Genomic DNA, 13,217 nt, shown 5'->3' with positions numbered 1-13,217 from the left:
CAGCGACGACTAATGGCGATCTCTGAAAACGGCCGTGTTGTCGGCGCAGCCTTCTACAGTTCCGTCATGTCCAAATATCAACGGCTCCAAATGAATCGAAAGTACATGCTGGTCGAGTTCCCGGCCGGCACCCACCTCGACCACTCCCGTGCCTCCTCCGGCGGTATGCGGGGTACCGCCCGCGATGACCGGGACAACTCGCTCGTTGCCCAGGCCGAACTCTTCGACGCCGACGACCGGTACGACGAGGGCTACGAGGACGGCCTAAGGAACCTCCTCGTCAACTGCGCCACCGACATTGCAGTTGAGGTCGCTCAAACCGTGACGGTCGCCGCCGTGGAGGTTGCCACCCCGTACCTCAAGGAGGGGGCACGCCGATTCAAGGAGAAGCTGCGACGCAGGCCCAAGGACGCCCCGGCCGCTGAGGTGGTACAGGAGACTGCCCCCGAGGGGCCGACTGCGTCTGGTCTCCGACCGGTGACTGCTGCCGCCAACGGCCGCGACCAAGTGGACCTCGTCCTGCGTGCCGACCAGGGTGACGCCAATATGCAGGCTGCGTTGGAGCGAATCAACACGCGCGCGGCCGAGACATATGGCATCGCCGCGCACTACTCCGCCAGCCTGCCCGCGGCAGACGTGGTCGGCGAGGCCATGCGCCAGGCGCTGGCAGCAGCCGCGCCCGGCTACGTCGCCGCCGCCCTTGAACGCCTCGCCTTCGACGACGAGCTCGGCCTGACCCCCGCGCAGCAGAAGCGTCTGCGGGGTTGTGCTGCGGAGCTCGACCCCGGTGTGGTCGAAGACCTCACCGGCGCCAATGCCCCGCTCGCGTAGCCCGGACGCTCCGGGGGCGAGAGCGGCCGCTGCGCATTCGGCCCCCGGTCGGGCGGATCCCGGCCGGCGGCGCTGCCGTCCTGGAGCTACTGGTCCCTTCGTGGCAGCTTCAGGAGGACAGGGCACAGAGGGCTTCCCTAAGCTTGCGCCATGCCTTTCACGCCACTTCACCGCATACTCGGGCTCGCGCCTGGGCCACTGACCGGTGACATCCTGGACGCCGCCGTAACAGCTGGCGTGACGGAACACAGCGACTTGGACTGGAAGTCCGAGCTGCCGCCCGCCAAAGGTCTGCCGCAGACAGACTTCCCGAAGGATGTCGCGGCCATGGCGAACAGCGGCGGCGGTGTGATCGTTTACGGCGTACAAGAGACGCAGAAGGCGGCGACTAGCCGCGTCGATGTCGGCGAGTTCGATGAGGGCCACGAGCGGGCACTGCGAAGCGCCGCGATCACTGCGATCTCTCCGCCAGTGTTCGGGCTGGGTGTGCACCGTGTGGGCGAGGCAGGGAACAGGGCCGTGGTGGTGGAGATCCCGGCTAGCGTCGACGGTCCGCACCTGATCTATCGGCACGACTATTTTGGCGCTCCCGTCCGCAACGACGCCGACACGGTATGGATGAAGGAACGCCAGATCGAGGCCATGTACCGTGCTCGCTTCGACGAGCGCCGCCACGCGACCGAGGCCCTGGACTCGCTGTTCACCGAAGCCGCCGCCGGGCGCGACAGCCGCAAGCGGGCGTGGCTGATCGCGGTTGCCCACCCGCGGCTCCCTCTCGTTCGCGAGAGGCTGACGCGCGACCAGGCGCAGAAGGTGATGTCCAAGGCAGAGAGCCTTGCCTTGATGTACGCGGGGCGGGGTGGTGTTCACCCCCTGGAGAGCGTGAACCGGCTCAACCCTCGCCCTGGCCTGCGCCGGTGGGTCCTGGTGAACACGGCAGCGGCCGCCTACTCCTTGTGGAAGGAGGCGTGGGCCACCATCCACCACGACGGATCGGTCACCCTGGCGGCCGCTGTGGGCGGACACCGGCGTGCTGCTTCGGGCGCTGAGGGCGGGGAGTTCTTCGAGGGCCGCCACGTCGAGTCCTCTGCCATCGAGTGCTCGATCGCGGACATGATGGCGTTGGTCCGAGCGACTGCGGACCTGACCGGTGCCGGCGAGTACGACGTGCGTGTCGGAGTCGAGTGGGCTGGCGAAGGGCCGCTGACAATTCTGACCCGGGACACCATGGGCTTCGTTTACGACGAGGTGTCGACCCCTCTGCATCGGTATACGCCTGTCGAGACGACTGTGAATGCAGTTGCTTCTGACCCGGACTTTTTCTGGCAGGTGCACGACCTGGCGCAGGACTGCGTGAACCAGGGCGGTGTGTCGAACGTTCTGATGATCCGCCCTCCAGAGCGTGACGGGTCGGCGTAGCTGAGCTGCTCCCTGCGGGCCTGCTGTTACCGATTCGTTCGTCCCAGAAGCCGGTGCGAGCGATGGCGTCGGCGGTGACAGGTGGGGTGCGGTCGACAAGGAGAGGGTGGGGACGGGACCCGCGGTCTCCTTCTTGCGGGAGCCGGTTCGTGGCTACAGTCCAGGCCATGGCTTCTCCCGAGGCACTCGCAGCGCGCGCACTTGCCCAGGCCGCGGTGAAGCTGGCGCAGAGAAAGACCGCCTGCCCCGGGCCGCTGCCGGGGCAGGTCATGGCGCCTCGCATCTGAGGCGTCCATCGCGCCATGACCAGCACCGCTCGGCCCTCCGCCCAGCACTGCGAGCCTGACTCGACAGCCGTCCTGGACGCTGCAAACTGCTGACTGCCCGGCGAAGTTCTGGGATCATCGGCTGATGGTCAGCAGCAGGTACCGCTCGGGACTTCGGCAGCAGCTGGACGCTGTCGTCTCGCGCCACCTCAGCGGGAACACGCACGCCACCCTCAACGCAGCGTTCGCGGAGCTGGCCATGCCGGAGATCCCCAAGGAGGAGGGATCGCTGCGTGAACGAATCGAACGCAGCTACGCCCAGGTCTCCGACAACGACCTCACCCACGTCGCGCAAAGCATCCTGGCTCGTGGGAGCCTCACCGCTGCGACTCGCAACGGGATACAAGATCTACTTTGGGCGGAGTCGTCACCCCCGGGGATATCCAAGAGGGTCCGACGCGAACTGGCCCCCTCTCTGCCAGCCTTGGGTGAGACATCCCGCTCTGTCGGGTTAGCCTGAGAGGGTAGGACAGGAGAATCGCCCCTTATGACCAGCACTGAACCGGTCGGGTCCGACCCGGCACCGAGGCCGAAGCGCCGCACTTTCACCTCGGAGTACAAGCTGCGGATCGTCGCTGAGTACGACGCGGCGCCCAGGAACGAGAAGGGCGCGGTCCTGCGCCGGGAACGGCTCTACCACTCGCACGTCAAGGAATGGCGGGCCGCCCGGGACGCCCGGGCCCTGGAGAACCTGGTCGACCGCCGCACGAGCCCGGCCCGTGGGAAGAAGTCCGCCGCGGAGGTGGAGAACGAGAAACTGCGGCAGCAGGTGGCACGGCTGGAGAAGGACCTGGCCCGGAACAGGGCCGCACTCGAGGTGATGGGAAAAGCTTCCGCGCTCTTGGAAATGATCTCCGAGAGCGCGGACTGAAGCCTGCCGCAGTCCCTGTCGTGGACGAGGCGTTCACCGGCGTCGAGGTTCAGCTGGGCATCACGGCCGCGTGTCGGCTGACCGGTCGCTCACGTGCCACGCACTATCGCAGCCTCAAGCCCCCGACAGTCCGCGCACCCCGCTCCCACGCGCAGGTGCAGCCCTCGGCCCTGACGGACCAGGAGCGCTCTGCCGTCCTGGAACTGATGAACAGCGACGAGTACGCCGAACTGGCGCCCGCCCAGATCTGGGCCCGCGAGTTGGACGCCGGCCGCTATTACTGCTCCGTCTCGACGATGTACCGGATCCTGCGCGAGCAGGGTCAGTCCGGTGAGCGCCGACGGCAGGCCGCTCATCCCGCCAAAGCAGTGCCCGAGCTGGTCGCAACCGGACCCTCGCAGGTGTTCACCTGGGACATCACCAAGGCGGCCGGACCGGTCAAGGGCACCTGGTATCACGCCTACGTCATCATCGACATCTTCAGCCGCTACATCGTCGGCCACACCGTTGAGCGGGCCGAATCAGCGGTGCGGGCCGAGGAGTTGATCCGCGAGACCATCATCCGCAACGGCATCGTGCCCCAGACCGTGCACGCCGACCGCGGCACCTCGATGACCTCCAAGAGGGTCTCGCAGCTGCTGGTCGACCTCGGCGTCACCCGGTCGCACTCGCGGCCGAAGACCTCCAACGACAACCCCTACAGCGAGGCACACTTCAAGACCACGAAGTACATGTCCGACTACCCCGAACGATTCGACTCGCTGGCCCATGCCCGCGAGTGGTTCGAGGCATTCATCGCGTACTACAACCACGAACACCGGCACTCGGGCATCGGCTGGCACACACCGGCCAGCGTGCACTTCGGCACCGCCGAGGAGGTCCGCGACCAGCGGGCCGTCACCCTCGCCGACGCATACATCCGCCACCCCGAACGCTTCGGCCGCCGCCCCCGACCACCCCGGATACCCCAGCAGGCATGGATCAACGACCCAGCCAAGCGCAGGGAACCCGCACCACAAACCTCATAGCATCACGACCGTCTCACTGGACTTGAAATCTTCCGGCCCGAGCCCTGGACCTGGCGGACATGGCACGCCACGAAGCCCGATTCATGACGCTGCTGGAGCGCTTCTGGGTGCTCGACCGTGAAGAATCCCTTGCCGACCTGCTACTTCCCAGCACCAACCGCCCGCCTGGGCTGAGATAGCACATCCAGCAACACGTCTTCCGCAACCCGGAGGACTGGTCGACCGAGGACCTCTTCGAACACCTCGGGGCGTTCGAGGCCGGCGACGCGCGATTCGCCCGCTTCCTCGCATCGGCCGTCTCCGCCGACGTGCTCCTCGACGAGCCCGCCCAACGTCACCTCGTGGCACAGATCAACGAGCAGATCCGCAGCGCGGGAGTCGAGCTCCGTGAGACCGGGGCCGACGGCGGCTACCCGCGCTTCACCGTGGTCTCCACCCGGCTCGCCGACAACCGACGGCCGAAGAACGTCATCTTCGCCTCGCTCACCAAGCCGGACATCCGATTCCTCTCCGCAGTGGACAACGACATCGAAATCGTCGGTGACCCCGGCAACGTCCTTGTCTACGACCGCGAGATCACAGGCGACGGCATCCGCTGGCGAGACCTCCAAACCTGGTGGCAGGACACCCAAAAGATCGCAGACGAGGCCGAAGCCAAGAAGACCCTTTACCACCGGCTCCGCCGCAGCCTGCCCGGCAACTCACCCGGGCAGCGCAACGTCTTCGAGCTCTACCACCACATCCTCGGCTCTGCCGTCTATGACCTCCCGGCGCTCCTGCCCGAGGTGTGGCTCCACTGGGACCACAAAACAGTCCGTGAGCGTGGCCCTGAAGCGCTGCTGCGCTCCCGCATGGACTTCCTGCTCCTACTGCCCCACGGCCAGCGCGTCGTTCTTGAGGTCGACGGGTCCCAGCACTACACCCGCGACGACGGTCAGGTACCCGACAGCTGTAAGTACGCGGAGCTGGTGGCTGGGGACCGCGAACTCAAGCTCAGAGGTTACGAGGTCTTCCGGTTCGGCCACGACGAACTCAGGGACGCGGAACGTGCCAGGCTCCTGCTCCAAGAGTTCCTGCTGGCCCTCTTCCAACGTTTCGAAGTGAACGGCCGCACCAGCTGACACAGGAGGCCGGAGCACGGGCCGGATGAATACGGGTACCTATCCGGCCCCAGCCGTGAAGTCTGAACTCGCACGACCACCGCCGAAGACAGGGAAGTGGCGTCCCGGTTCGGCGTACTCCGGCTCCGGGATTTCGGGAACCTGCGCGCTTCCCGTAACCCGGGGCGGAACTGGCGGCCGGTGCGCAGGTCGTCGACGAAGGCCGCCACGGTCCGGCGGAACCGGCGGTGCTGGTCCGGGGTGAGGTGTTCCAGGTCGCGGGTGAAGCGGGGCAGCGTCTCGTAGGTCGGCACGTCGGTCCTCCAGGCAGCAAGAAGCCCCCGGCGATGCCGGGGGCGGCGGGTCCTACTCGGGTTGAAGGGAGTCGGTGACGTGGTGCTGGGACGGGGCGCCTTCCGCCCGGTCGTGGGGGAGCGGTACGTAGGTGTACGCGTTATGGCGTTAGCGGTGTCTGCTGGCGGTTTTCGTTGCCTGTGAGGCGTGTGTGACCGGGTGCCGCACAGGATTTGCATGGCCTCGGGTGCGTCCGCAGGGCGGGCGCGATGTTGTCGCCGGCGCCCGTTGTGCGGGATCGGCCGTGAAGTTCCGGTGAACTCTCCCGCCCCACGGGAGCGCTCTTTTGTGCAGGTCAGAGCCGGTGTTCGCTGCCGGGATGATCAGTGTTGCGAAGGTGCAGCGGCGGAATGCCTGGCGGTACTACATGCGCGGGGTCGCGTTCGGGGACGGGCGCCGTCCCGTCGGCCAGTCGTTGAAGGACGCTCAGGAGATGGCCGGGCTCCCGCCCGGGGTGTGGAGAGGCCGCGGCCTGTCCGCGCTGGGCCTCACCGACGGGCAGGGGGTGACGGAACGGCAGATGAAGCTGTTGTTCGGCGAAGGCCGGCACCCGGACGCCGACCGTATGGAGCGCGAGCTCCTGGACGACGGCGTCGACCCGGCCACGGCACGGCGGGCCACCGTCCTCGGCCAGCCGATCGAGGAGATCGAGCACCGCAAGCAGACCCCGCTGCTCGCCCTGGACTTCGTGTTCCGGCCGCAGGCCTCACTGGTCGTGCTGTGGGCGCTGGGGGACGACCGGACGCGCCGGGTCATCGAGCGGGCGCACGAGCGGGCCATCGCCACGACCCTGCGCTGGCTGGAGGACGAGGTCACAGAAACCCGGTGGGCGTCCGGCCGGGGGCGCGCGAAGGCCCCGGCCTTGGTCGTCGCGGCATTCAGGCACTACGACAACAGGAACGGGTTTCCGCTCCTGCACGAGCACTGTCTGATCGCCAACCGGGCACAGCGCCCGGACAGCTCCTGGTACGCGCTGGACACGGCCCGGCTCTACAAGAACATCGTGGCCGCCGACACGCTGTACACCCTTCAGATGACCACCGAGGTGTGCGAGGAACTCGGGCTGGCGACCGTGCCGAGGGAGGTGACGCCGGGCCTTCGCCCGGTGATGGAGATAGCCGGCGTCGACCAGGAGCTCATCGACTGGTCCTCCACCCGCCGCCGCCGGATCGAGGACGTCCTCGAGGGCATCACCGACGACTACGTGAAGAAGCACGGCCGGCTGCCCGGCGAGCGCGCCCGCCACGGTCTGGCGTGGTGGGCGGCGCAGGAGACCCGCCCGGACAAGAAGACCCCGCGCCCGCTGGACCAGCTGCTCGCGTGGTGGCGTGTCTCCGCGCTCCTGAAGTTCGGGCAGCGGATGGTCGACGAGCTCCTTCAACGGTGCCAGGCGGCCGGGGCGGCGATCCGGGCCCGGGTGGGCCCCTGGGTGGACACCGCGCTCGCCACGGTCGACGTCGCCGCGGTCGTCTTCACCGTGCGCGGAGTCTTCTACCGCCGCCACGTCCTGGCCGAAGCGCGCCGGCATCTGCTGGAGACCCTGCGCGGCCGCGCCTACGCGCCCGGCATCGACACCTACATCGCCGACCGGGCTCTGGAGCGCTACAGCCGTCAGCTCACCGTGCCCCAGAAAGGCCGGCGGGCCCCGGCCCCGGACCAGCTCTCCTACACAGCCGAGTTCACCTCGCCCAGCCGCTGGTGGATCGCGGGCACCGATGGGAAGCCACCCCGGGAGTCGACCCGGTACGAGCGGGCCAAGGTCGCCAGCCACGCCCTGCAGAACGCGATCCGTACCGCCCTCACCGCACCGCCCGCACGGGACGAAGCCCCGGCCGCGACCGCGTCGGCCGCACCCCCACCCGCTGGCGACCACGACCAGGCCGCGCCGCACGGCGTCGACCATCCCGGCGGGGATGCCGCTCAGAGCCCGGCGCAGCGGGTCGCCGCCATCCACGCCCACCAGCAGGCCGCGATGCCGCAGGAGTACCTGGAGGGCCGCACCACTGACCCCGAGACGTGGATCACCTCGCCGCAGAACCTCGCCCACCTCGCCGCCCTCACCCGTGCAGCCGAGGCCCGCGGCCGCACGGTCGAAGAGCAGGCAGACCAGACCAAGCAAGCGCACCAGGCGAAGCAGGCCCCGGCCGCCGACGCACAACAGCACCACACGGCGCAGCCCGACCAGAGCAGGGCAGTTGGCCCCGACCTGTGAAGGGACGCCAACCGGACGGCGCGCGTCGGGCCGGAGTGGACTCCACCCCTGATGTCCGTCGGAGAAGGTGGAGCCCACCGTGGCGCGCATCGAGTGGAGTGGAGCCCACCGTGATGTTCCACCCGCCGCGTGCCACCGCACCGACAGTGCGCGGCGCGATGCGCACCACGAGACCGCACGGGTGGGGGTGGACACCACTTCCGCCTGTTCCACCCGGTGTGCGTACGGAGGGTGACGGCGCATCGGATGCGGTGCACTCGATGCACCCCCTTGACCAGGTGCGCCGCCGGATTCCACCCAGCCCATCGGGCGGAAAGCAACCCTTGTCCAGCTACGAGTTTCCGCGTGATCTTCGACGTTTCCCCTTGACCTCGTCCGCTACCTCTCCGGCATCGACCGGCGCCGGGGTCCCAGTGCACGGTGGAGGAGGGGAGATCTCTCCCTCCCGGCACACCGCGCACCGTCACCGTCCGTAGGCCGGTGCGGACGATGCCGCGCAGCGCCGTATCGAGGCGCGTCCCACCGGGTGGAAGTGCATGACACCTTCCTCACCGGATGGAGAGTGGCGGCCACCGCGAAGCGCACCAGGAGTGGGCGGAGGCCACCCGGTGCGCTCCACCGGGCGGGGGAGTGCGTTCCATCGTGCGCAACTCAGCGCACCGTGCGCGCGCCGGTCCGCATCCGCGCGCCACCGCTTGGGCCCTCTGGTGCGCGTGGCGTGCGCCGCTCGCCGCATGTCGGCTTCTATGGTCCGCGCGTGGGACAGAACCCGGCACAGAAGGCCGCCCAGGCGGCACGTGGGCAGCAGCCGAAGAAGCGGCCCGGCAAGGCGCAGCGCGAGGCGTCTCTGCGGGCGCAGGCGGCGAGGAAGAAGGCGGGTGGCGGGAAGCCGGCCGCGAAGAAGGCGGTGGCCAAGAAGACGGTGCCGCTGCCGCGCGGGTCGCTGCGGGCCGCGTACGGCGGCACCTGCCCGGCCTGCTTCAAGGACTACGCCAAAGGCGAGGTCATCACGAAGGTCACCGAGGGCTGGGGACACCCCGGCTGCGCACCCCGGAAGCTGTCGGCAGCCGAGCGGGAGTTCACCCGGAACAAGGCCCGGATCGAGAGCGGCGAGACGTTCCGGGCCCAGAAGCCCTCGGACTGGCGGCGCGGAGCCTCACCCTCCAGCACACGCCCCGCCCGCTGATCCCCGCCTGCCGGTGTGGCGTCAGCCACGGACAAACCGGGAGAACGAACGGTGGTCAAGGGGCGTACCGGGCACCGGTGATGGTCGGGCGTCAGACCGCGGTCAAGGGGTGACCTCGCACGGTGGCTCCGGCCCGTACGCACATCCGCGTACGGGCCGGACCTGTCACCGATCCGGCTACGTAGGGCCGGAGAACCGCGAGGACCCGATGACCGCCGCACCCGATCCACACACCCGCCCTTCCCCGGCGCACCCCGCTGCGACAGCGAGCCCCGTTCCGAGCCCTGGGGCAAGCCCCGCACCCAGCCACGCAGCCACTCGCCGCCGTCTGAGCGTTGTTGCTGATCAGACCCCTGATTCGCCTGCCCCGGCCGGTTGCAACTCCTCTTCTACAAGTACTGATGTACTGGGAGAAGCGTCCCGGCCAGGGAAGAAGGCGGTGGCGAAGGCCGGCGCGGACCTCCGCGGCGAGGTCTTGCTGACCCTCGCTCAGCTGCGCCTGGCCACACCCCGCCAGCTCAAGGCGTTGCTGCTGCCGCACCAGCAGGACACCGACCACGTACGCCGGGCGCTGCGCAACCTGCTGGAGGAGTCCCCGGCCCTGGTCGGCCGGACCAACCGCGCCCAGCAGAGCTACTGGCACTGCACCCCGGTCGGCCTCGCCGAAGCAGCGGCCTCCGGTGAACTCGCACCCACCACCGGCCGGACCACGGGCAAGCGCATCGCCGCGAGCAAGACCGGCCTCCGGGAGCACGGCCTGGCCCTGGTCGACACCGCCATCGCCTTCCACCAGGCGCAGCTTGCCGATCACGCGGACTGGCGGGTGGAAGCGCCCCACCCCACCCCGGCAGGGAATCTGCTGCCCGACGGCGTGGTGCTCCTGGCAGACGGCTCCAGCGCGTTCGTGGAGATCGACCGCACCATGTCCTACGCTCGCCTGATCGCCAAGCTGGAACGCTACGACGCCTACCGGGGCGCCCCGGTAGCCGGGCGCGGGAACGCCGCCCGCCCGCCGCGCTCGCACTGGCAGGAGAACTACGCCGGGCCGTCCCTGGACCGCCCGTTCCCGCCGGTGCTGTTCGTCTTCGCCCCGGCCCGGCGCCGCGCGGCCCCGGACACGAGAGAAGCCGCCTTCCATGAGCGGGCCGGCCGGGTGGGGAGCGTGGGCTACCGGCTCACCGTGGCGACCACGACTCTGTCCCTGCTGACGGAGCACGGCGCGGGCAGGGCGGTGTGGCGGGTCGTCGGCAACCACCGCGGCGAGGAACGCCGGACCCTGGCCGCACTGCCGAAGGCGCGATGAGTACGACAGGCCCGGCCTTCACCCCTGCCGGTCCTCCGGCCATCGGGACCGCGCTGTCAGTGGTGGCTGGAAGGCTGGTCGGATGAAGGCCGACGACGAGCAGGCGCACTCTTCTAGCTCTCGGTGGCGGGCAGACATGATCCAGAGGAGGGGGTAGGGCGTGACGACGTACAGCGCTGACTACTTGAAGCGGTTGTGGGCCGCTGTGGAGCGGTTCGAGGAGGTCTTCGGGCGTTGGATGGAGACCCAGGAGGAGTCGGACCACGTCCAAACGCGCGGGCTGTTCCCCACGGTCCGGCCCAAGGACGGGCAGGACCGGGCGGCGATACGCCGGCTCGAGCTGGACGTGGCGGAGGCTGCGGGGGCCGCTGCCCGGGCGGTCACGGTTACTGGGGCGCAGATCGCCGTGGACGGGGTCGGGGTCCTTGACCCGATCGAGAACTGGTCGTTGATGTCGGCCCCCAAGGCGCTCTTCACACCCCAGGAGGTCCGCACCACGGCGGCCAGGGTCCGGGGCCGTCTGAGCATGATGATCAGCGAGGCTGAGGCAGCGGCGGAGTCAGCGACGCCAGGATTCGCCCCTTCCGAACTCCATGAGGTCATCTGGACGGCGGCGGCCGCCCACTGGACGACCCACCAGTACCGGGTCGCGGTGCGCGAGGCGTCGGAGGCACTGACCGTGCACTGGAAGAAACGCTTGGGCCGCAACGACGTGACCGACACCTCGTTCTGGCAGCAGACCCTCTCCGCGGGCGACCCAGAACCCAGCAAGCCCAAGCTCGCCTGGCCAGGCCCGGCGGAAGATCAGACTGCCAAGAGCATGCGCGGAGGGCTGGCGCCGTTGGCTGGCGCGCTCAACAACCTCGCGACCGGACTGAACCTCACGGTCAGGAACGTCGCAACGCACACCCGCGATGAGCTCACTGAACAGGAAGGGATGGAGCGACTCGCGGCGTACAGCTACTTCGCCCGCCTGCTCGATCAGTGCGAGATCCGTCGGAGCGAGGAGGCGGGCACCTGACCCGGCCTTCGCTGGCCAGGCCCACCTCCTATGAGCCGGACGGCGCCCCCGCTCGGCTCATAGGCTCTCGGCATGACGATGACACCGGCTGAAATCGAAGCGCAGACGGACACCCTGGAGCTCCTCAACAACGAGGTGGCTTCGCGTCTGGCGCGGCAGTCGGAATCGCTGGCGAAGATCGACACCAAGGCAGTTTTCCTCATCGGTTTCGCTGCGACCGCCGCGCAGTTCCTGGCGACGCACCAGCGCCACGAGGTCCTCGCCTACTGCGCCTTCGCCGCGTACGCCATCGCCTTGGTCACGGGTGTGCTGACGTTCCGGGTGGCGGAGCACAAGGATCTGGAGCCCCACCCGATGCTGGCGGCACACGTTGGGTCCCCCAAGGGGCGGGTCCTGGCTGAGCTGGCGGCGTCCCGGGCGGTCATCTTCGAGAAGAACAAGGAACGACACGAGGAGAAGGTCCGGTACTGGGCGGTCAGCCTCTGGTCGCTTGGCGCAGGCCTTTGCCTGTCGACTGTCGCACTGCTGCTGCACACTTGAGGACCATGAGCAACGAACCGAACCAGGGGAGCGGCCAGCCCGACCCCGCGCCGGCCGCACCCGCCCCAGCTCCGGCGCCTCAGCCGGACTTCGTCGACACCTTCGCCAACCAGGCGCTGATCGGCACCGACAAGAAGAGCGACACCAACCCCACCTTCACCACGGCGGTGCGGCCGCAGGGGAACACCGAGACCCGCTGAGACTGCACCTCAAGATCGTCGGGCCCGGATCTCCACAAGGAGGCCCGGGCCCGACGCGTGACCGGCAGTTCCGGCCTGCCGCTGTCAGAGCAGGCGGGTGATGTGCCGCTCCCACCGATGCTGCCATTCGCCGTGCTCACCCTCGCCGGGGGCAGGAACTGTTTCCAGGTCCTCGGGCAGGGTGATTTCTTCCGGTGCGTACGTGCCGTTGTCGAAGTAGCAGGCCCATACTGCCTGGCGGCCGGAGTCGATGACGACGGCCGCCACGGCACCGTCGTCGGTGAGGCCGCCTTCGTCGACGGCGGTGCGCCCGGCCTCGATCGCCTTGCTGCTGCTGCGGAACACCTGGACGGCCCTGCCGTGCGGGTGGCGCTTGCCGGTCAGGAGGTAGAGCGCCCAGTGAGTGCCGACCGCCTCCGGCCACCGCTTGCGGGCGGCCTGCCGGGTGATCCCGGCCGCTTCGCCCAGTTCCGCGTAGGAAGCGGCAGCCCGGCCTGCGCGGGTCGCGGCGTCGTTGGCCAGTTCCCGCGCGGAGATACCGGCTTCCGTGGCGACCTCCAGGTAAGCGATGTGCAGCACCTTGGCGGCCGCGGATGCAGGGGCGAGCGCATTCGGGCTAGTAGGTCCCCCGTGTTCGCTGAGCCCCAGGAAGCTCACGCGCCGCCTCGTCTCGTTCCACACCAGATCGCGAACCTGCGCCCGGAAGGCGACCCGCGCCTCGAAGGGTTCGTTGTCGAGCAGCTCCCACATATCAACCATGCTGAAACTGTAGGGCACGCAAACGCTTCGTGACAACTAAAGTTTCGATCGGGCCGGGAGTGCAGTG

At 68.9% G+C, this 13,217-nt stretch carries 13 protein-coding genes; 12 read left to right on the top strand and 1 reads right to left on the bottom strand.

Features of this window, described 5'->3' with window-relative positions:
- The first annotated feature begins 12 nt into the window (after nucleotides 1-12).
- The 12 genes from PZB75_RS00180 (at nucleotide 13) to PZB75_RS00125 (ending at nucleotide 12,391) form a co-directional block, all read left to right on the top strand.
- Complete coding sequence (locus PZB75_RS00180; RefSeq protein ID WP_275533216.1) at nucleotides 13-831, top strand: hypothetical protein; 819 nt, start codon at nucleotides 13-15, stop codon at nucleotides 829-831.
- Nucleotides 832-981: 150 nt separating this feature from the next.
- Nucleotides 982-2,250, top strand: coding sequence for an ATP-binding protein (locus tag PZB75_RS00175; protein ID WP_275533215.1), 1,269 nt, complete (start codon nucleotides 982-984; stop codon nucleotides 2,248-2,250).
- A 411-nt stretch (nucleotides 2,251-2,661) separates the two neighbouring features.
- On the top strand, nucleotides 2,662-3,036 hold the full coding sequence (locus tag PZB75_RS00170; protein WP_275533214.1) for a hypothetical protein: 375 nt from the start codon (nucleotides 2,662-2,664) through the stop codon (nucleotides 3,034-3,036).
- Nucleotides 3,037-3,063: 27 nt separating this feature from the next.
- Nucleotides 3,064-3,447 carry a hypothetical protein gene (locus tag PZB75_RS00165; RefSeq protein WP_275533213.1) on the top strand — a complete coding sequence of 128 codons (384 nt, stop codon included), beginning with the start codon at nucleotides 3,064-3,066 and terminating at the stop codon, nucleotides 3,445-3,447.
- A gap of 20 nt (nucleotides 3,448-3,467) precedes the next feature.
- Nucleotides 3,468-4,475 (top strand): IS3 family transposase, encoded by a 1,008-nt coding sequence (locus PZB75_RS00160; protein ID WP_275533212.1) that lies wholly within the window; start codon nucleotides 3,468-3,470, stop codon nucleotides 4,473-4,475.
- A 182-nt stretch (nucleotides 4,476-4,657) separates the two neighbouring features.
- On the top strand, nucleotides 4,658-5,596 hold the full coding sequence (locus tag PZB75_RS00155; protein ID WP_275538521.1) for a hypothetical protein: 939 nt from the start codon (nucleotides 4,658-4,660) through the stop codon (nucleotides 5,594-5,596).
- Nucleotides 5,597-6,248: 652 nt separating this feature from the next.
- Nucleotides 6,249-8,141 carry a MobF family relaxase gene (gene mobF, locus PZB75_RS00150; RefSeq protein WP_275533211.1) on the top strand — a complete coding sequence of 631 codons (1,893 nt, stop codon included), beginning with the start codon at nucleotides 6,249-6,251 and terminating at the stop codon, nucleotides 8,139-8,141.
- Between the two features lie 757 nt (nucleotides 8,142-8,898).
- Nucleotides 8,899-9,327: a hypothetical protein gene (locus PZB75_RS00145; RefSeq protein WP_275533210.1), complete on the top strand. Its 429-nt coding sequence runs from the start codon at nucleotides 8,899-8,901 to the stop codon at nucleotides 9,325-9,327.
- Nucleotides 9,328-9,766: 439 nt separating this feature from the next.
- Nucleotides 9,767-10,630 carry a replication-relaxation family protein gene (locus PZB75_RS00140; protein ID WP_275533209.1) on the top strand — a complete coding sequence of 288 codons (864 nt, stop codon included), beginning with the start codon at nucleotides 9,767-9,769 and terminating at the stop codon, nucleotides 10,628-10,630.
- Nucleotides 10,631-10,790: 160 nt separating this feature from the next.
- Nucleotides 10,791-11,651 (top strand): TIGR02391 family protein, encoded by an 861-nt coding sequence (locus PZB75_RS00135; protein WP_275533208.1) that lies wholly within the window; start codon nucleotides 10,791-10,793, stop codon nucleotides 11,649-11,651.
- 72 nt (nucleotides 11,652-11,723) lie between these two features.
- Entirely contained in the window at nucleotides 11,724-12,191 is a 468-nt protein-coding gene (locus PZB75_RS00130) for a hypothetical protein (RefSeq protein ID WP_275533207.1), read from the top strand.
- 5 nt (nucleotides 12,192-12,196) lie between these two features.
- Nucleotides 12,197-12,391: a hypothetical protein gene (locus PZB75_RS00125; protein WP_275533206.1), complete on the top strand. Its 195-nt coding sequence runs from the start codon at nucleotides 12,197-12,199 to the stop codon at nucleotides 12,389-12,391.
- An 84-nt stretch (nucleotides 12,392-12,475) separates the two neighbouring features.
- Here PZB75_RS00125 and PZB75_RS00120 read toward each other — a convergent pair whose 3' ends face one another.
- Entirely contained in the window at nucleotides 12,476-13,150 is a 675-nt protein-coding gene (locus PZB75_RS00120; RefSeq protein ID WP_275533205.1) for a hypothetical protein, read from the bottom strand.
- Nucleotides 13,151-13,217 lie beyond the last annotated feature (67 nt).

The sequence above is a fragment of the Streptomyces sp. AM 4-1-1 genome, from assembly GCF_029167625.1.
Taxonomy (GTDB): domain Bacteria; phylum Actinomycetota; class Actinomycetes; order Streptomycetales; family Streptomycetaceae; genus Streptomyces.
The sequence above is the reverse complement of the archived record's forward strand: the minus strand, read 5'-3'. Positions and strand labels throughout refer to the sequence as shown.